This window comes from Rhodoplanes sp. (assembly GCF_013377085.1).
In the GTDB taxonomy this organism is placed as follows: Bacteria; Pseudomonadota; Alphaproteobacteria; order Rhizobiales; family Xanthobacteraceae; genus Rhodoplanes.
In genome coordinates, this window is record NZ_JACAAX010000027.1 from 59,667 (window position 1) to 77,747 (window position 18,081).

Annotated in this window: 16 protein-coding genes, 1 tRNA gene and 1 riboswitch; of the genes, 5 read left to right on the top strand and 12 right to left on the bottom strand. The window is 67.9% G+C overall.

The window, feature by feature from the left end:
• Window positions 1-117: 117 nt before the first annotated feature.
• The gene (locus tag HXX10_RS18420; RefSeq protein ID WP_296524284.1) at window positions 118-1,395 is read right to left on the bottom strand and encodes an MFS transporter; all 1,278 of its coding nucleotides are present in this window, start codon (window positions 1,393-1,395) and stop codon (window positions 118-120) included.
• A gap of 273 nt (window positions 1,396-1,668) precedes the next feature.
• On the opposite strand from HXX10_RS18420, the gene def reads away from it, so the two are divergent.
• Window positions 1,669-2,187 carry a peptide deformylase gene (gene def, locus HXX10_RS18425; protein WP_296524255.1) on the top strand — a complete coding sequence of 173 codons (519 nt, stop codon included), beginning with the start codon at window positions 1,669-1,671 and terminating at the stop codon, window positions 2,185-2,187.
• A gap of 228 nt (window positions 2,188-2,415) precedes the next feature.
• On the opposite strand, the gene HXX10_RS18430 is transcribed toward def, so the two are convergent.
• Complete coding sequence (locus HXX10_RS18430) at window positions 2,416-2,889, bottom strand: pyridoxamine 5'-phosphate oxidase family protein (RefSeq protein WP_296524256.1); 474 nt, start codon at window positions 2,887-2,889, stop codon at window positions 2,416-2,418.
• Between the two features lie 95 nt (window positions 2,890-2,984).
• On the opposite strand from HXX10_RS18430, the gene HXX10_RS18435 reads away from it, so the two are divergent.
• The 3 genes from HXX10_RS18435 to HXX10_RS18445 are packed head-to-tail and all read left to right on the top strand — an operon-like array spanning window position 2,985 to window position 5,652.
• Window positions 2,985-4,211 carry an acyl-CoA dehydrogenase gene (locus HXX10_RS18435; RefSeq protein ID WP_296524257.1) on the top strand — a complete coding sequence of 409 codons (1,227 nt, stop codon included), beginning with the start codon at window positions 2,985-2,987 and terminating at the stop codon, window positions 4,209-4,211.
• A 40-nt stretch (window positions 4,212-4,251) separates the two neighbouring features.
• Window positions 4,252-4,401, top strand: coding sequence for an OadG family protein (locus HXX10_RS18440; RefSeq protein WP_296524258.1), 150 nt, complete (start codon window positions 4,252-4,254; stop codon window positions 4,399-4,401).
• Between the two features lie 15 nt (window positions 4,402-4,416).
• On the top strand, window positions 4,417-5,652 hold the full coding sequence (locus HXX10_RS18445) for a sodium ion-translocating decarboxylase subunit beta (protein WP_296524259.1): 1,236 nt from the start codon (window positions 4,417-4,419) through the stop codon (window positions 5,650-5,652).
• Between the two features lie 264 nt (window positions 5,653-5,916).
• Here the strand turns inward: HXX10_RS18445 and HXX10_RS18450 are convergent, their stop codons facing one another.
• From HXX10_RS18450 to HXX10_RS18485, 8 genes are all read right to left on the bottom strand, one after another.
• Window positions 5,917-6,348, bottom strand: coding sequence for a DUF3574 domain-containing protein (locus tag HXX10_RS18450; RefSeq protein WP_296524260.1), 432 nt, complete (start codon window positions 6,346-6,348; stop codon window positions 5,917-5,919).
• Between the two features lie 59 nt (window positions 6,349-6,407).
• Window positions 6,408-7,805, bottom strand: a complete 1,398-nt coding sequence (locus HXX10_RS18455) for an NAD(P)(+) transhydrogenase (Re/Si-specific) subunit beta (RefSeq protein ID WP_296524261.1) — start codon at window positions 7,803-7,805, stop codon at window positions 6,408-6,410.
• 155 nt (window positions 7,806-7,960) lie between these two features.
• Entirely contained in the window at window positions 7,961-8,284 is a 324-nt protein-coding gene (locus HXX10_RS18460; protein ID WP_296524262.1) for a proton-translocating transhydrogenase family protein, read from the bottom strand.
• Window positions 8,285-8,363: 79 nt separating this feature from the next.
• A complete protein-coding gene (locus HXX10_RS18465) occupies window positions 8,364-9,497 on the bottom strand; it encodes a Re/Si-specific NAD(P)(+) transhydrogenase subunit alpha (protein WP_296524263.1) in 1,134 nt (377 codons plus the stop codon).
• Between the two features lie 71 nt (window positions 9,498-9,568).
• The gene (locus tag HXX10_RS18470) at window positions 9,569-9,721 is read right to left on the bottom strand and encodes an aa3-type cytochrome c oxidase subunit IV (protein ID WP_296524264.1); all 153 of its coding nucleotides are present in this window, start codon (window positions 9,719-9,721) and stop codon (window positions 9,569-9,571) included.
• Window positions 9,722-10,493: 772 nt separating this feature from the next.
• Window positions 10,494-12,521 (bottom strand): autotransporter domain-containing protein, encoded by a 2,028-nt coding sequence (locus tag HXX10_RS18475; RefSeq protein ID WP_296524265.1) that lies wholly within the window; start codon window positions 12,519-12,521, stop codon window positions 10,494-10,496.
• A 562-nt stretch (window positions 12,522-13,083) separates the two neighbouring features.
• A tRNA-Gly gene (locus HXX10_RS18480) sits at window positions 13,084-13,158 on the bottom strand.
• Window positions 13,159-13,295: 137 nt separating this feature from the next.
• Entirely contained in the window at window positions 13,296-14,402 is a 1,107-nt protein-coding gene (locus HXX10_RS18485) for a 2'-deoxycytidine 5'-triphosphate deaminase (RefSeq protein ID WP_296524266.1), read from the bottom strand.
• 216 nt (window positions 14,403-14,618) lie between these two features.
• A riboswitch (SAM riboswitch) is annotated at window positions 14,619-14,698 on the top strand.
• 51 nt (window positions 14,699-14,749) lie between these two features.
• On the opposite strand from HXX10_RS18485, the gene HXX10_RS18490 reads away from it, so the two are divergent.
• On the top strand, window positions 14,750-15,973 hold the full coding sequence (locus tag HXX10_RS18490; protein ID WP_296524268.1) for an O-succinylhomoserine sulfhydrylase: 1,224 nt from the start codon (window positions 14,750-14,752) through the stop codon (window positions 15,971-15,973).
• Between the two features lie 110 nt (window positions 15,974-16,083).
• Here the strand turns inward: HXX10_RS18490 and HXX10_RS18495 are convergent, their stop codons facing one another.
• Window positions 16,084-16,827, bottom strand: coding sequence for a YebC/PmpR family DNA-binding transcriptional regulator (locus HXX10_RS18495; RefSeq protein ID WP_296524269.1), 744 nt, complete (start codon window positions 16,825-16,827; stop codon window positions 16,084-16,086).
• A 203-nt stretch (window positions 16,828-17,030) separates the two neighbouring features.
• Window positions 17,031-18,026 carry an MBL fold metallo-hydrolase gene (locus HXX10_RS18500; protein WP_296524270.1) on the bottom strand — a complete coding sequence of 332 codons (996 nt, stop codon included), beginning with the start codon at window positions 18,024-18,026 and terminating at the stop codon, window positions 17,031-17,033.
• Window positions 18,027-18,081 lie beyond the last annotated feature (55 nt).

Here is an 18,081-nt window from a genome sequence, read left to right on the forward strand (position 1 = left end):
CGAGCGCCGCCCCGGCGGGCGCCGGGCATGGGTGCCGCGCGTGGCACCTTCGGGTAAACCACGAACCGCGGGGGTTTGGAAAGACGGCAAGGGGGCGTGGACGCCCGCCGCAAACGCCTAGGTGTCCTGCGCAGAGCGCTTGGCGAGCGCGGCGAAATGATCGGTGCGCTGCAGCCAGGCGAGCAGCACGAAGCTCGGCACCGCGGCGACCGCGCTCAGCATGAAGAAGGTGACCCAGCCGGACGCCTCCGCCACGTAGCCGGCCCCGGAGGAGAGATAGGTACGGCCGATGGCGGCGAGCGCAGTCAGCAGCGCGTATTGCGTCGCGGTATGCAATGGGCTGTTGCACAGGGCCGACAGGTAGGCGACGAACACCACGGTGCCGATCGCCCCGGTGAAGTTCTCGACGATGATGGTCAGGGTCAGGGCCCACAAATTCACCCCGACCATCGCCTGCCAGGCGAACACCAGGTTGGAGGCGGTCTGCAGCAGCGCGCCGATCCACAGCGCGGTCACCAGCGGATAGGCTCGCGCGAGTGTGCCGCCGACGAAGCCGCCGATCAGGGTCGCGGCGAGGCCGACGCCCTTGACGATGGTGGCGTAGTCGTTGCGCGAGAAGCCGAGGTCGATGACGAAGGGCGCCGTCATGGCCCCGGCGAAGGCGTCGCAGAACTTGAAGAAGATGACGAAGGCGAGCACCAGCACGGCGTTGTCGCGGGTGAGGAACTCGGAGAAGGCGCCGGTCGCGGCGACCATCACCCGGCGGGCCGGATTGTCGATGGTGTGGGACGGATCGCGCTGCGCGCGCTCGGAGGCGGCCGGCTCGGTCGCCAGCAGCGTGGTGACGATGCCGATGCCCACCAGGGCCGCCATGGTGATGTAGCCCCAGGTCCAGGCCGAGGCCTTGTCGAAGCCCATCACTTCGAAGCCGCTGACCAGGAACAGCGCACCGGCCGTCGAGGCCAGCATGCCGATCCGGTAGGCCGCCACATAGGAGGCCATGCCGGCGGCCTGCTCGTTCTCGGGCAGGCTCTCGACCCGGAAGGCGTCGATGACGATGTCCTGGGTGGCCGAGGCGGTCGCGACCAGGAGGGCGCCGGCCGCCACCAGGGCGGGGGAGCGGGCCGGATCGCAGACGCTCAAGCCGACGATGGTGGCGATCAGCAGGATCTGGGTGAGGACCAGCCAGCCCCGCCGCCGGCCGAGCAGCCGCGACAGGATGGGCACGTCGAGGGCGTCGACGATCGGGGCCCAGGCGAATTTCAGCGTGTAGGGGGTGCCGACCAGGGCGAACAGGCCGATGGTGCCGAGATCGACCCCGGTCTCCCGCATCCATACCAACAGGGTCGACCCCGACAGGGCGAGCGGCAGCCCGGCCGAGAAGCCCAGGAACATGACGATCAGCACGCGCGGCCGCAGATAGACCGTGACGGTCTCGGCGAAGGACGGGCGGGCCGCGGTCTCGGAGGTCGGGGTGATGTCGGTCGGGGTCATGGCCACCGTATGGGAGAGGACGGGATTCGGCACAAGCATGCCGGCCGATTGGGTTGGCTTTTTGTTCGCCGCGGCGGAGAACCCGGAACAGCCGGGGGGCCGACCGCGACGGTCCGGTCATGGTCGTAACAGACCGGATTTGACGCCCCGCGCGTCTTTCCTTACATGGCCGCCATGGCCTTGCGAGACATCATCCTCCTCCCCGACAAGCGGCTCCGGCTGGTCTCCGAACCGGTCGCAGCCGTCGACGACGAGATCCGGACCCTGGTCGCCGACATGTTCGAGACCATGTACGACGCCCCCGGCATCGGGCTGGCCGCCATCCAGGTCGGTGTGCCGAAGCGCGTCGTCACCGTCGACACATCGCCCAAAAGCGAGGAGAAGCGGCCGCGGGTGTTCATCAACCCGCAAGTCGTGTGGTCGTCCGAGGAGACCAATGTCTACGAGGAGGGCTGCCTGTCGATCCCGGAGGTCCACGAGGACGTGGAGCGGCCCGAGCGGGTGCGGGTGCGCTGGATGGATCTCGACGGCAAGACCTGGGAGGAGACGGCGGACGGCCTGTTCGCCACCTGCATCCAGCACGAGATCGACCACCTCGACGGCGTCCTGTTCATCGACCACATCTCGCGGCTGAAGCGGCACTTCATCACCAAGAAGTTCACCAAGCTGGCCGCCCGCCGCGCCGCCGAATGAGGGCTGCCGCGAACGTCGGCGTCGCCTCTTCACCGTCTCTCGGCCATCATGGCCGGGCCGACCCACCGGGTCCGGTCGGCGGCCGGCCCGATGGCAGGCTCCGGCCGTGACCCGGCCATCCATCGATTCGCGAAAAGTGCCGTCTGAAGAGGATGGATGCGCGGGTCTTCGCCCGCACATGACGGGCGATGATGCTCGGCGCGCAGGTCCAAGCCCCCTCGCCCACCCCTAGCCGCGCGGCGCCGGCACCAGCGTCTCCTTGTGGCCGAAGCCCCGGCTGTTGTCGATCAGCACCACCTCGTCCGGCACCAGCCGGTAGACGGCAACCCGCCCGGCCGCGGCACGCAGGGCCTCGGGGAGCGCGTCGAGACGCTGCAGGAACGGGTAGCGGGCCGCGAGCACGGCGCGCAACCGCGCCGCCTCGGCGAACGCATCCACCCGGGCAGCCCTGCCGTGAATCTGCACGCCCTGTACGGCAGTAAAATCGTCCGTGTCGGCCGCAATCGTGGCTGCTACGGTCGGATTCGCGCCAAGCTCGGCGGAATGACGTGAGCGCTCCTCCGAGACCCAGACCAGATCGAGGCCGTCCCGCGCATAGAACAGATTCGCAGCATGCGGCCCCTGCGGCCCGCCGGTGGCGAGGGACATCACGTGGTGGGCATCGAGGAACGCGGCGATACGGTCGCAAAGCAGAGCGGACATGGGGTTTTCACTGTTCTGCCGAGTATACGGGTCCGTTATAGTCGAACAGAACGCGGGATATGGGTTTCGGGCCGTCCGGACAAGGGGACGTTGCGATGAGCAGTGCCGAGCAGGACCGCACACCGCAGCCCCTCGAGCCGCTGGGCGGCAATTTCCAGTGGGATGACCCCTTCCTGCTCGACGACCAGCTCGGCGACGACGAGCGGCTGATCCGCGACACCGCCCGCGCCTATGCCCAGGACCGGCTGATGCCGCGGGTCGCCCGCGATTATCTCGACGAGACCACCGACCGGGCGATTTTTCGCGAGATGGGCGAGATCGGCCTGCTCGGCGTCACCCTGCCGGAGGCCTATGGCGGCGCCGGGGCGAGCTATGTCGGCTACGGCCTGGTCTCACGCGAGCTCGACCGGGTCGATTCGGGCTTCCGCACCCTGATGAGCGTGCAGTCCTCGCTCGTCTCCTACCCGATCTTCCATTTCGGCAGCGACCGCCAGCGCGACGCCTGGCTGCCCAAGCTGGTGAGCGGCGAGGCGATCGGCTGCTTCGGCCTCACCGAGCCCGATGCCGGGTCCGACCCGGCCGGCATGAAGACGCGGGCCGACAAGGTGACGGGCGGCTTCCGGCTCACCGGCGCCAAGACCTGGATCACCAATGCGCCGATCGCCGACATTTTCCTGGTGTGGGCGCGCTCGGCCGCGCATGGCGGCACGCTGCGCGCCTTCGTGCTCGACCGCGGCATGAGCGGGCTCTCCACCACCAAGATCTCCGGCAAGCTGGCGCTGTGCACCTCGGTCACGGGCGAGGTGGTGCTAGACGACGTCTTCGTCCCCGACGACGCCCTGCTTCCAGACGTGGCCGGCATGGCCGGCGCCTCGCGTTGCCTGGCGCCCGCCCGCTTCGGCATCGCCTTCGGCGTGATGGGCGCGGCCGAGGACTGCTGGTTCCGCGCCCGCGACTACACGCTCGACCGCAAGCAGTTCGGCCGGCCGCTCGCCGCCACCCAGCTCGTGCAGAAGAAGCTCGCCGACATGCAGACCGAGATCGCGCTCGGCCTGCAGGGCGCGCTGCGCCTCGGCCGCTTGATGGACGAGGGACGCGCCACGCTCGAGCTCGTCTCGCTGATGAAGCGCAACAATTGCGGCAAGGCGCTCGACATCGCGCGCACGGCCCGCGACCTGCACGGAGGGAACGGAATCCAAATCGAGTATCACGTCATGCGTCACGCCCAGAATCTCGAGGCCGTGAACACCTACGAGGGGACGCACGACATCCACGCCCTGGTTCTCGGCCGGGCACAGACGGGCATCAAGGCCTTCGGCTGAACCGGGACGTCCGGGCCGCCACACTCACGGGGAAAAGAGAATGGACAAATTGACCTTCGGACTAACCATGATGGTGGTCGGCATAGGCGGGACGTTCCTCACCTTGTCGATCCTCATCTGGTCGATCGCCCTCCTGAAGAAGATCTTTCCGCTCTCGGCCGAGGACGGAAGCAAGAGCAACCGCGGCTAGACGGGGACTTCCGAAATGATCGAAGGCATTCTCACTGGACTCCTGGGTCTGACCGAGGGCGTACAGATACTGTTCACGATCGCCGGTCTGAAGCAGATCGTGATGCTGATCATCGGCGGAACGCTGATCTTCCTCGGCGTCAAGAAGGACGTCGAGCCGCTGCTGCTGGTCCCGATCGGCTTCGGCTGCGTGCTGGTCAACATTCCGGGCAGCGAGCTGATGCACCAGGGCATCGACATCGGTGCCAAGCAGGTGCTCGACGCGCTCGGCCCGAACGCGCCCGAGGCGCTGCGGGCGCTGGCCAAGGACGACACCGGCTTCCTCCGCAGCATCTACAACATGGGCATCGCCAACGAGCTGTTCCCGCTGCTGATCTTCATCGGCATCGGGGCGATGACGGATTTCGGCCCGCTGCTCGAGAATCCGAAGATCCTGCTGTTCGGCGCCGCCGGCCAGTGCGGCATCTTCCTCACGCTGCTGCTCGCGCTGTGGCTCGGTTTCCCGCATCTCGAAGCGGTGTCGATCGCGGTGATCGGCGCCTGCGACGGCCCGACCGCCATCTATGTCGCGTCCCAGTATGCGCCGCAATTGCTCGGCCCGATCTCGGTCGCGGCCTATTCCTACATGGCGCTGGTGCCGATCATCCAGCCGCCGATCATGAAGGCGCTGACCACCGACAAGGAGCGCAAGACCCACATGCCGACGGTCAAGCGGACCGTCTCGCTCAACGCCAAGGTGATGTTCCCCATCATCGTGACGATCGTGACGGGCCTGATCGCGCCGAAGGGCCTGCCCCTGATGGCGTCGATCATGCTCGGCAACTTCATGCGGGAATGCGGCGCGGTCTCCCGCCTGACCAAGGCATCCGAGAACGAGATCGCCAACATCGCGACGCTGTTCCTCGGCATCGCCATCGGGGCCACCATGGCGGCCGACGACTTCCTGAAGCCGACCACACTGGCGATCTTCGCGCTCGGCTTCGTCGCCATCTGCCTCGACACCATCGTCGGCGTGCTGTTCGGCAAGATCTGGTACACGCTGTCGGGCGGCAAGGTGAACCCGCTGATCGGCGCCGCCGGCATCTCGGCCTTCCCGATGGCGGCGCGCGTCGTCCAGGCGCAGGGCCAGCGCTACGACAAGCGGAACTTCCTGCTGATGCATGCGATGGGCGCCAACTGCGGCGGACAGATCGGCTCGGTCGCGGCCGCCGCCGTGATGCTCTCGGTGCTCAAGGGCCTCGGCCTGATCTGATCGAGGGCGACGCCGGCGAGCCGGCACGCAGCATCCTTCTCACGACACCAGGCGCGGGCTTCGGCCCGCGCCTTTTTCGTCATTCCGGGGCGCGGACCGCAGGTCCGCGAGCCCGGAATCCATACTCACGGCGCCGGTGGCTCACGCGAGACAGGGCGTATGGGTCCCGGGCTCGGCGCATGCGCGCCGCCCCGGGACGACCAAAGCAGACGCGCGGCCCCCCGCCGGGGAGAGGTGAAGAAGCGCCCCCATCGACTGCCCGTTTCAAAACCGTGCGCAGGCGGGCCGGGTCAGCACCAGCACGGATTTCTGGCGGAAGCGGCGCTTGTAGGTGTCGACGATCGCGGCGACGCGGTCTTGGCGCGACGCCGTGCCGGAGGCGGCGTCCGCCGGCGTCACCAGCACGACCAGCTTGGTCGCCTCGCGGGTGATCCGGCCCCCGGCCGGGTCGCGCCACTGGCCGCGGGCATCGATCACGGTGAGGCCGTTCGGAAAGCGCGGCGTGATCTCGTGCGCCAGGAACGCCTCCCAGCGCGCCGCGGTGACGACGCGGCGTCCGCCGCCGTCGCGGCCGAAGAACAGCTCCGTCACCACCGACCGGGTCTCGCCGGCCGGACAGACGATTTCCTGTGCGACGCCGGGCGCCGCCCCGAAAGCCGCCACGCCGGCCACGAGCAGCGGGCCGTGAAACAGCAAAAAGGCACGGCCCTTGCGGGGCCGTGCCTTCGAGCTCGTCGGAATGGATCGCGGAGCGATCACCCCATCGCCTTCACGATCTCCTCGGTCATCTTCTTGGCGTCGCCGAGCAGCATCATGGTGTTGTCGCGATAGAACAGCGTGTTGTCGATGCCGGCATAGCCGGAGGCGAGCGACCGCTTGGAGAACATCACGGTGCCGGCCTTCCACACCTGCAGGACCGGCATGCCGAAGATCGGCGACTTGGGGTCCTCCTCGGCGGCCGGGTTGGTGACGTCGTTGGCGCCGATCACGAAGGCGACGTCGGCCTGGGCGAACTCCGAGTTGATGTCCTCGAGCTCGAACACCTCGTCGTAGGGCACATTGGCCTCGGCCAGCAGCACGTTCATGTGGCCGGGCATGCGGCCCGCGACCGGGTGGATCGCGTACTTCACCTCGACGCCTTCGGCCTTGAGCTTGTCGGCCAGCTCGCGCAGCGCGTGCTGGGCCTGCGCCACCGCCATGCCGTAGCCCGGCACGATGATGACTTTGGCGGAGTTCTTCATGATGAAGGCGGCGTCGTCGGCCGAGCCGAGCTTGACCGGGCGCGCCTCGGCACCCGCCGCTGGACCCGCCACCTCGCCGCCGAAGCCGCCCAGGATCACCGAGATGAACGAGCGGTTCATGCCCTTGCACATGATGTAGGACAGGATCGCGCCCGAGGAGCCGACCAGCGCGCCCGTGATGATCAGTGCCGAGTTGCCGAGCGTGAAGCCGATGCCAGCGGCCGCCCACCCCGAATAGGAGTTCAGCATCGAGATGACGACCGGCATGTCGGCGCCGCCGATCGGGACGATGATCAGCACACCGAACAGGAACGACGCCAGCGTCAGGGCCCAGAAAGCCGTGTAGCTCTCGGTCCGGGCGAACACCGCGATGAGCACGATGATCGCCACGAACAGCGCGATGTTGATGGCGTGCCGGGCCGGAAGCATGATGGGCGCGCCGCTCATCCGCCCCGACAGCTTCATGAAGGCGATCACCGAGCCGGTGAACGTGATGGCGCCGATGGCGACGCCGAGCGACATCTCGACCAGGCTGGCGCCGTGGATGGCGCCGACCGTGCCGATGTCGAAGGCGCTCGGCGCGTAGAGGGCGCCGGCGGCGACCAGCACGGCGGCCATGCCGACCAGCGAGTGGAAGGCGGCGACCAGCTCCGGCATCATGGTCATCGGCACGCGCCGGGCGATCACGGCGCCGACGCCGCCGCCGATGGCGAGGCCGAGCGCGACCAGCGCCCAGGAGCCGATGCCGGCCGGCGGATGCAGCGCGAGCGTGGTGAGCACCGCGATCAGCATGCCGGTCATGCCGAAGAAGTTGCCGCGCCGGCTCGACACCGGGCTCGACAGCCCGCGCAGAGCCAGGATGAACAGCACTCCTGCCACAAGGTACAGAAGCGCGGCGATATTCGCGTTCATGTCACATCGTCCTCATTCAGCGCAGCGCGCGCGACCGCCGTCGACCATGGTGGAACGAACGGCCGGATGGGGGAGGGTGCGAGAACCCCGTGCGGCGATCCGGCCCCCCTCGCCCGGACACGCCCGCCTGCAGCCGTCAGCAGCGTAGGCCGCGCTCACTTTTTCTTCTTGGTGTACATCCCCAGCATGCGCTGGGTGACCAGGAAGCCGCCGAAGATGTTCACCGAGGCGAAAACCAGGGCGACGAAGCCGAGCGCACGCGCCAGCAGGGGACCACTGTCGTCGCCCACCAGCGAGACTCCGACGGCGAGCAGCGCGCCGACCACGATCACGGACGAGATCGCATTGGTCACCGACATCAGCGGCGTGTGCAGGGCCGGCGTCACCGCCCACACGACGAAGTAACCGACGAACACCGCCAGCACAAAGATCGACAGCCGAAAGATGAACGGGTCGATCGCACTTGCCACATGCTCCATCGCAGATCTCCTTGAACGCGGGCGGTCTCTCCCCCGCGGGGAGAAGCGCCATTCCAGTGCAGGCCGGCGACCGCGGCCCTCAGGCCGCCGTCTTCGGCGCGAAGCTCGGGTGGACCACCGCACCGTCCTTGGTGAGGCAGGTCGACTTCACGATCTCGTCGTCCCAGTTCACCGCGAGGGCCTTGGTCTTCTTGTCGAACAGGATCTCGAGGAACGTGTAGAGGTTTTTCGCGTAGAGCGCCGACGACGAGGCGGCCAGCCGGCCGGCCACGTTGAGATGACCGACGATCTTGACGCCGTTCACCTCGACGATCTCACCCGGCTTGGCGCCCTCGACATTGCCGCCGCGCTCGACCGCGAGGTCGATGATCACCGAACCCGGCCTCATCGAGGCGACCATCTCGGCGGTGATCAGCCGCGGCGCCGGACGTCCCGGGATCAGCGCCGTGGTGATGACGATGTCCTGCTTCTTGACGTGCTCGGCGACCAGGGCCGCCTGCTTCGCCTGGTACTCCTTGGACATCTCCTTGGCGTAGCCGCCGGCGGTCTCGGCCTGCTTGAACTCGTCGTCCTCGACGGCGATGAACTTCGCCCCGAGGCTCGCCACCTGCTCCTTCACGGCGGGGCGCACGTCGGTCGCCGTCACGATGGCGCCCATGCGCCGCGCGGTGGCGATCGCCTGCAGGCCGGCGACGCCGACGCCCATGATGAAGGCCTTGGCGGCCGGCACCGTGCCGGCGGCCGTCATCATCATCGGCAGCGCGCGGCCGTATTCGGCGGCGGCGTCGATCACGGCCCGGTAGCCGGCGAGGTTCGCCTGGCTGGACAGCACGTCCATCGACTGCGCCCGGGTGATGCGCGGCATCAGCTCCATGGCGAAGGCGACCACGCCGGCGCGGGCCAGCGCGGCGAGGGCGGCCTCGTGCCCGTACGGGTCCATGATGGCGATGACGAGGGCGCCCTTCTTGTAGCCCGACAGCTCCATCTCGTTGGGGCGTCGCACCTTGAGGACGATGTCGGCGTCCCGCACGGCGTCGCGCGAGATGGTGGCGCCGGCGGCCTCGTAGTCGGCGTCGAGAATGCCGGACTTCACGCCTGCCCCCGGCTCGACGGCGATGTCGGCGCCGAGCGCCTTCATCTTCTTGACCGTCTCCGGTGTTCCGGCGACCCGCGGTTCGGCAGCGTCCGCCTCGGCACAAATCGCGATCTTCATGATGTCTCCTGCACAGGCATGACCGGACGGGCGCGGCGACCGTTCGCTGCGGGTGCGGTCCGGATTGGTCGTCAGACCAGGAATATGGCCATCAGGACGAGGACCAGGACGACCGATCCGGCGCCCCATTTGACGAGCTGCAGGAAGCTCCGATAGGTCGCTTCGTGCTGAGCGTAGTCGTTGCCCGATGCAGTCTCGTACTCCACGGTGGCGTGCTCGGCCATCGCGTCCTCCAGCTCACGGGTTGCTAGGCCGGCGACTTAGCGCAAATGCGGCATCAGGGCAATGGAGTGGCCGTTTTGGGTCCGGCCGGGGGGCGGCCGCGCGGGCGGCCGGACCGGAGCGCCAAAAGTCAGCTTTGGCGGGACTTTGACGCAGTCTTTCGGGATCCGAGCCGGGACGGACCGTCGGCGGCGCGGGTCCGTAAGAATGCAGACTCGCCCGCATGCCCGCCCAGCTTCGGGCTAACTCCATCGGGAGCCGGCGACTCCGTCCACACCAGATGCCGCCGCGAGGCGTCCCGGAGCGAACAGGCCGGCCGGAAAGCGAGCAGGCGAGCGGCTGGAGCGGGCGATGGGAATTGAACCCACGACATACAGCTTGGGAAGCTAGCAAGATCGGCGAGATTGGCGAACGAAATCAACGTCGTTCAATTTTCATGTGCCGGTAGTGTCCCGCACATCTTCAGTTTTCTTCGCTGCAACTACCGCGGCCATGATTTGCCTAGCACGATCGACACCCGCTTGATCGACCGCTTTTCCCTCAAGAACACTCTTAAAGCTTCGCCAAGAGACAACTGGTCTTGGCGCCGGATGTACGCGCCAAAACCTTCGCTGCTATCCGTTATCCAAATCGCTCTATCCGCCACCGGTACGTGCCGCACGGGGATTTGTCGATGCGGGTTGGAAATTGTTGGCGATGAACAGTCCAATCACACCGCAAGGAAACAGGAAACGGGGAGGTATGGAACGCGAAGCAATAAACGCGGCAGTCCAACTAAAACCTGCTGCTCGCGTTCACCTGGACATTGTAGGCGGTGGTCTGGCTGGACCAGGTCGACACGCCGGCCGAGACGCTGAAGGCGCTGGCTTCGCCCCACGGCAGACGAACGCCGCCCGCCAGCTCCATCCGCTCCCGGCTGATCTGCGCACCGGGCACAGTGAGACCGAACAGATCGATCAACTGGCCGGAGACCGTCTCGGCCGACGCGTTCAGCCGATGCGCCCAGGCCGCGCTGGCCCACACCCACTTCTCCGGGCCGAACAGATAGCGGCCGTCGGCGCCGCTGCGCAGGGTGCGGGCGGTATCGTGGATATCGGCAATGACCGCCGGGAACGGGCCCGTTCCCTCGGTCCAGCCACTGAACTCTGTGCGGGCGATGGCGAGCGAGCCGAACGGCGTCACGCGAACGGTGTCGAACGGGCCGAACGTCCAGCCGATGCGGCCGAGCGCGCCGTAGCTGCGCCCGCCGGTGGTGCCGTCCGAGACCGTGATCGCGCTGCCGTTGAGGTATCCCCGCTTGACGTCGGCTTCGAGCAGGGTGCCGGTCGCGATCGCGGTCCATTGCAGGCCGTGCTCGGGAATCCGCGCGGCGAAGATGTTGGCCGTGCCGCCCTGCATCGAGGCGGAGCCGCCATCGGTCCAGTTGTTCTTGATGGCCGCCGCACCGGCGCTGGCGCCGACCATGTGATCCGACGGCAGGTTGCGCTTGACGCCGATAGAGCCGACACCGGCCGGATCGAAATCGTAGAAGCCGGTGACGAACACCTCGGTCGACTTGCCGTCGTTCTTGGCGGTCCCGAAATGCTGCGTCAGCAGGTTGCTCACCGCGTTCAGCGTGCTGCCGACATAGTCGTTGCCGATCGTCGCGATCGCCGAGAGGCCGGCGAACGAACGCGCCACCGAGTCCGCGGTGATCAGGCCGCTGCCGAATTTCGGGCTGAAGCGCGCGATCCACGGCTGCTGGATGTTGTTCGGATCGATGCCGTTGCCGACGATCACCGACCCGTCGAACGAAACACCGACCGCATCCGTCAGTTTCCACGACCCGAGATTGACGCCGTTGGTCTGCAGCAGTTGCGCGATCGACTGCATTCCGACGGTTTGCGTCCACATGAACGCCTGGCTGGTCGAGGTGTTGTAGATGCCGGACGAGCCGACCACCACGACACCGTTGCCGCTGATGGCAGTGGCGCTGCTCACATTCATGCCCGGCAACACGCCGAGATCCCTCATGCCGGAGGCAGCGGTCCAGAAAAACGCCCTTTGGGTGGCGGCTGCGCCGAAGCTCGATCCGACGACGGCACTGCCATCGGCGCTGACGCCACTTGCGCCGCTGTAAATGTGGCCGGGCAGGGTTCCGAGACCCACCATGCCGGTCGCAGCCGTCCAGCGAAACGCCTGTCCATGTCCGGCGACAGCGCCGGAGCTGTCGCCGACGATCACCGACCCATCGGCGCTGGTCGCGAACGCCCGGCTTTGGGTATCACCGGGCAACATACCCAAACCGGTCATGCCGGTCGCCGCGGTCCACCTGTAGGCCGTGTTGGAGCTTGTCGCGGTGCTGCTGCTGCCGACGACAACCGAGCCGTCATAGTTGACGCCGTAGGCTTCGCTGGAATTACCGCCCGGCAAATAGCCGAGATTGACCACTCCGGTTGCAGCCGTCCACCTGAAGGCCGCAACACCGGGAAACACGCTGTGGCCGACGATCGTCCTGCCGTCGCCGCTGATCGCGTAGGACACACTGAGCTGCCAACCGGGAGCTACGCCCAGATCGGTGATACCGGCCCCGGCTGTCCAGAGAATGGCGTGTGTGCCCGTCGTGATGCTGGATGTCGTCTGGCCCCAGCCGGCAACCGCTGTCCCGTCCCAGGACAGGCTGACCGCGTATGTCGGAAACGGCGCAACCAGCGAGCCGAGGCCCGTGAACTCGTCGGAGAAACACTCCGAGAGCGGCGCACTCGCAAGCACGGCAGACGCGACGAAACGGCGAAGCAGCCTCGCAGAAGACCGCGCCGTCATTCTCGACACCGTGCGATGTGTGGCGATCATCCCGGCCCCCCAACCGGTGCAACGGTCGCGGGCCGGATGCTGCCACGGACAGCGAGAAAGGGCAATTTACGGCCGACCAGTTCCTCTGCGGTCGTCGAGGCAAACGCGAGGCGGGGCGGCAGACCCTGCGCGCCTGCGTTGCGGAGCCAGTCGGGGGCTTGCCTGACTGCCTATGGGATGCTGTGCCGCTTCAAATGCGAAGCGTCTCGATCGCGGTGGCACGGCCGGCATGATCGTCGATCGCTCGGATGAACTCCGCGGCGTTGGTCCCGGTGGCGCCACCCCGCAGGAAATGGTCCCGGCACTTTTTCAGTTCGGCAACTTCACAAATCAACTCGCCGTCCTAACGGAAATCGAACGTCGCGCGCGTTTCATGTGTCAACCATGTCACACGGAGGAATTGGAAACCGACGGTGAAGCGCGCCGGAACGGTTGGAAATCGTTGATAACGTGCGGTTTTCTTGAAATTTGTTTTGAACGAGACGTTGGCACACGGAATCGGCCGAAATACCGGCTAACCAACTGATTTCACTGGAGCGGGCGATGGGAATTGAACCCACGACATACAGCTTGGGAAGCTGTCGTTCTACCACTGAACTACGCCCGCGCGGACGGCAGATTACTCGGCTCGACCGGGTTGCCGCAAGTGCCCCAGACGCGCGCGAGGACCGCAGTCCACGCGCGGTGGAATCGTTTCGGCCCGAACCCCGGGGCCGGCGATTCGGGCCGGCTCGGCACCCCGCTTCACGGCCGGAAATGCTTGGAGAGCTTGAGGCCCTGGGCCTGGTAGTTGGAGCCGATGCCCTCGCCGTAGAGCTGGTCGGGCTGCGCCAGCATGCGCTCGTAGACGAGGCGGCCGACCGTCTGGCCGTGCTCGATGATGAACGGCACCTCGTGCGAGCGCACCTCGAGCACGGCGCGCGAGCCGCCGCCGCCGGCCTCGTCGACGCCGAAGCCGGGATCGAAGAAGCCCGCATAGTGCACCCGGAACTCGCCGACCAGCGGGTCGAACGGCACCATCTCGGCGGCGTAGTCGGGCGGCACCTGCACGGCCTGCTTCGACGCCAGGATGTAGAACTCGTCGGGATCGAGGATGAGGGTGCGGCTGCGATTGGCGCGCAGCGGCTCCCAGTATTCGCCGACCTCGTAGCGGGCGCGGCGGTCGACGTCGATCAGCCCGGTATGGTGCTTGGCCCGGTAGCCGACCAGAGCGTCGGGCCCGAAGCCGGCGAGGTCGACCCCGACCGCGACGCCGTCGACCAGATCCGCCCCCTCCTCGTCGACCAGGCGCTCCTGCGCGTGCAAGGCCGTGAGGTCGTCGCCGATCACCAGGTCGCGGCCGCGATGGAAGCGCATCTGCGCCAGCCGCGAGCCCTCGCGCACCAGCACCGGGAAGGTGCGCGGGCTGATCTCCAGATAGAGCGGGCCGTGGTAGCCGGGGTCGATGCGGTCGAACGACCGCGCCGCATCGGCGATCACCCGGGTGAACACGTCGAGCCGGCCCGTGGAGCTCTTCGGATTGGCGGCGGCGCCGAGATCGGCCGGCAGCGCCAGGCTCTCCAAGAGCGGCACGATGTAGACGCAGCCGGTCTCCAGCACGGCGCCGTCGCCGAGCGCGATCTCGTGCAGCTTGAGGCTGTCGATGCGCTGCGCCACCGAGGCGCGCGGCCCAGGCAGGAAGCTCGCCCGCACCCGGTAGGCGACCTCGCCGAGCCGCAGGTCGAGGCTGGCGGGCTGGATCTGGTCGTCGGCCAGGGGCACAGCCGTGATGATGCCGCCCGACGAGGTCAGCGCGGCGATCATCCGGTCGGGCAGGATGCCCCGGTCGGTGGGGCCGAAGGCGAGCGGCACGGGCCCTCCTCGCGCGCAGTCCGATCGGACCCGATCGGATCGCGCGCTCGTTTCTCTCTGGTCGCGTCTTCTGCGACGAACCGGTTCCCACGTCGCCGGAAAACGCGCCTCGCGCGCGGTCCGGCCGCGCGGCCGGCGGCACTCGAAAACGCGCGCAATCTTGGGTCTCTAGCCGAACCCCGCCTTGACGGAAAGGCCGGCCGCCGCTATGAGCCGGCGTTATCCCGTGGTCATTTGAGCCGGCCGGCTTGCCGCCACGTTAAAGAAGGTTGCTAAATGGCCGGGGACACGTGCGCCCGGCCTGGATCGTTCCGGCCGGGTTTTTTGTCGGCCAGAGGAGGCCGCCCATGCCCGCGTCCGACCAAGACTCCGATTTCGACATCCCGTCCCGCCCCGAACGCGCCTGGCGTCCCGAGACCGAGCTCGTTCATGCCGGCACGTTGCGCTCGCCCTTCGGCGAGACCTCCGAGGCGCTGTTCCTCACCCAGGGCTTCGTCTACGGCACCGCCGAGGAGTGCGAGGCGCGCTTTGCCGGGCCGGACGGCGGCTTCCTCTACTCGCGCTTCTCCAATCCGACGGTCGCGATGTTCGAGGCCCGCATGGCGGCCTACGAAGGCGCCGAGGCGGCGCGCGCCACCGCAAGCGGAATGGCCGCCGTCACGGCCGCGCTGGTCGGCCCGGTCAAGGCCGGCGACCACGTGGTCGCCGCCAAGGCCCTGTTCGGCTCCTGCCGCTGGGTGATCGAGGACTATCTGCCGCGCTTCGGCGTCTCCTCGACGCTGGTCGACGGGTGCGATCTCGACCAATGGCGCGACGCCGTGCGGCCGAACACCAAACTGTTCTTCCTGGAGAGCCCGACCAATCCGACCCTGGAGGTGATCGACATCGCCGCCGTCGCCGGGATCGCCCACGCCGCCGGCGCCGTGCTGGTGGTCGACAACGTGTTCGCGACGGCGCTGTGGCAGAGCCCGCTGACGCTCGGCGCCGACTGCGTCGTCTACTCGGCGACCAAGCACATCGACGGCCAGGGCCGCTGCATGGGCGGCATCATCCTGGCATCCGAAAAATTCATCCAGGACCACGTCCACATGCTGCTGCGACAGACCGGGCCGTGCCTGTCGCCGTTCAACGCCTGGGTGATGCTGAAAGGGCTGGAGACGCTGTCGCTGCGGATCGAGCGCCAGACCGCGACGGCCGCCGCGGTCGCCGACGCGCTCGCCGGCCACCCCAAGATCGCCCGCCTCGTCTATCCGGGCCGTAGCGATCATCCGCAGGCCGCCGTGGTGAGGAAACAGATGCGCGGCGGCTCGACCCTGGTGGCATTCGACGTCGCCGGCGGCAAGGCCGCCTCGTTCCGCTTCATGAACGCGCTTCGGCTGGCGAAGATCACCAACAATCTCGGCGACTCGAAAAGCCTCGTCACCCATCCGGCCATCACGACGCACCAGCGCCTGAGCGCCGCCGAGCGCGCCGAGCTCGGCATCGGCGACGGCCTGATCCGCTTCTCGGCCGGCCTCGAGCACCAGGACGACGTGGTGGCGGATCTTTTGGAGGCGCTGAAGGCGGTGTGACGGCGGCCTTTTAGCAAGGGTGGGTCAGGCGCGTCGCGCCGTAACCCGCCGTCTTTCTCTGCTTGGTGGGTTCCGCGCTGACGCGCTGACCCACCCTTGACAACAAGGGCTCACGCCATCTTGGCCATGGCGGCTTCGGAGACCTCGAAGTTGGCGTAGACGTGCTGGACGTCGTCGTGCTCCTCGAGGCTCTCGATCAGCCTGAACAGCTTCTCGGCCTGCTCGTCGTCGACCGCGATCGAGTTTTGCGGCTTCCACACCAGGGCGGCCTTCTTGGGCTCGCCGAACTTCGCTTCGAGCGCCTTCGCCACGTCCCGATAGGTCTCCTGCGAGGCGTAGATCTCGTGGCCGGCCTCGGAGGAGACGACGTCGTCGGCGCCGGCGTCGATCGCCGCCTCCAGCATGGCGTCGGCGGTGGCGACCTCGGGCGCGAACTCGACGGCGCCGACGCGGTCGAACATGAACGACACCGCCCCGGTCTCGGCCAGATTGCCGCCGCTCTTGGTGAAGTAGGAGCGCACGTCGGAGGCGGTGCGGTTGCGGTTGTCGGTCAACACCTCGACGATCACGGCGACGCCCGCCGGCCCGTAGCCCTCGTAGCGGATCTCGTCATAGGTCTCGGCATCGTTGCCGGCCGCCTTCTTGATGGCGCGGTCGATCGAGTCCTTGGACATGTTCTCGGCCCGCGCCGCGATGATGGCGGCGCGCAGCCGGGCGTTCATGGCCGGGTCGGGCAGGCCGAGCTTGGCCGCGACCGTGATCTCGCGCGCCAGCTTGCCGAACAGCTTGGACTTCATCGCGTCCTGCCGGCCCTTGCGGTGCATGATGTTCTTGAACTGGGAATGTCCGGCCATGTCGGGTCCTGTCGGGCTCGGTCGTGTCTGTCGAGGTGCCGCGCTGCAACCGCGGGATGCGGGCGCGCCGGCTCCTTTCGATCGCTTTGAGGCGCCAGATATAACGAGGCGCGCCGGCAAAAGCCATATTCGGGCTCGCCCCGCAAGGGGCAGCCCGGCGCGCCCGCCCGGGAGGCGGGTGGCGGCACTGCGGCAGCGTCCCGTCAGAGCACGGTGCGCATCGGCACCGGGTAGTACCGGAAGGCGTCGCCGTGGCGGCCGACATGGCCGACGCCCGGCCAGGGGAAATGATAGCCGACGAACGGAATCCGGTCGGTCGCCAGCATGTCGTAGAGGCGCAGCCGCGACGCCACGGCCTGGGCCCCGTCGGTGTCGAACACGAAGGCGAGGCGCGGCCGCTCGGTGCTCAGCACGTGATGGTGGCCGAGATCGCCGGCGACGAGCAGCGTCTTGCCCTCCGACGTGATCATGTAGACGGTATGGCCGACCGTGTGGCCCGGCGCGGCGATCGCCTGGATGCCGGGCAGCACCTCGGCACCGTCGCGCACGAAGGCGATGCGGTCGCGATAGGGCCGAAGATGCTTGCGGGCGCCCTCGACCATCCATTTCAAGGCATCGTTGCCGAGCTTGCCTTCGTCGGTCCAGAAGTCGAGATCGGCCTGGGCGAGGTGGAGCCCGGCGTTCGGAAACACCCGAACGCCGTCGTCCGTCACCAGGCCGAAGCAGTGGTCCGGATGGGCGTGGGTGAGCACCACAGCGTCGATGTCGGCCGGGGCGATGCCGGCGGCGGCGAGGTTGGCGAGCAGCCGGCCGCTGTTCGGCCCCATGACCTTCAGGGAGCCGATGCCGGTGTCGAACAGCACCAGCCGGTCACCCGTGTTGACCACCAGGACGTTCTGCTCGAGCTGCACGTCGTCGGTCGGCAGGTAATTGTCGGCCAGCGCCTTGGTGAAGGCCTCGCCCGACAGGCCGATCAGGATGTCGTCCTTGGGGGCACCGAGCGCCAGCGGACCGTCGGAGACGACGGTCAGCTCGAAGGCGCCGAGCCGGAACCGATGGAAGCCCGGCGCCGGGCTGTTGCGCATCGGCGCCCGGGCGAACGCCGGCGGCGCGGCGGCGGCCAGGGCCGAGCCGGCGAGCGCGGCGGCGGCGCCGGCCAGCGCGGTACGGCGGGAGATCGGGTGCGGGTGTCCGGCCATGACGGCCTCCTTGCCTGTGCGGATCGAGATCACTGACGACGGCAACACGGCGGGC

Coding starts and splice junctions, on each gene's coding strand:
- HXX10_RS18445 (WP_296524259.1), top strand. CDS start 4,417: ATGATCGAAGGCATTCTCACTGGACTCCTGGGTCTGACCGAGGGCGTA.
- HXX10_RS18500 (WP_296524270.1), bottom strand. CDS start 18,026: ATGGCCGGACACCCGCACCCGATCTCCCGCCGTACCGCGCTGGCCGGC.
- HXX10_RS18430 (WP_296524256.1), bottom strand. CDS start 2,889: ATGTCCGCTCTGCTTTGCGACCGTATCGCCGCGTTCCTCGATGCCCAC.
- HXX10_RS18475 (WP_296524265.1), bottom strand. CDS start 12,521: ATGACGGCGCGGTCTTCTGCGAGGCTGCTTCGCCGTTTCGTCGCGTCT.
- HXX10_RS18470 (WP_296524264.1), bottom strand. CDS start 9,721: ATGGCCGAGCACGCCACCGTGGAGTACGAGACTGCATCGGGCAACGAC.
- HXX10_RS18465 (WP_296524263.1), bottom strand. CDS start 9,497: ATGAAGATCGCGATTTGTGCCGAGGCGGACGCTGCCGAACCGCGGGTC.
- HXX10_RS18420 (WP_296524284.1), bottom strand. CDS start 1,395: ATGTTCCTGGGCTTCTCGGCCGGGCTGCCGCTCGCCCTGTCGGGGTCG.
- def (WP_296524255.1), top strand. CDS start 1,669: ATGGCCTTGCGAGACATCATCCTCCTCCCCGACAAGCGGCTCCGGCTG.
- HXX10_RS18490 (WP_296524268.1), top strand. CDS start 14,750: ATGCCCGCGTCCGACCAAGACTCCGATTTCGACATCCCGTCCCGCCCC.
- HXX10_RS18440 (WP_296524258.1), top strand. CDS start 4,252: ATGGACAAATTGACCTTCGGACTAACCATGATGGTGGTCGGCATAGGC.
- HXX10_RS18435 (WP_296524257.1), top strand. CDS start 2,985: ATGAGCAGTGCCGAGCAGGACCGCACACCGCAGCCCCTCGAGCCGCTG.
- HXX10_RS18495 (WP_296524269.1), bottom strand. CDS start 16,827: ATGGCCGGACATTCCCAGTTCAAGAACATCATGCACCGCAAGGGCCGG.
- HXX10_RS18455 (WP_296524261.1), bottom strand. CDS start 7,805: ATGAACGCGAATATCGCCGCGCTTCTGTACCTTGTGGCAGGAGTGCTG.
- HXX10_RS18460 (WP_296524262.1), bottom strand. CDS start 8,284: ATGGAGCATGTGGCAAGTGCGATCGACCCGTTCATCTTTCGGCTGTCG.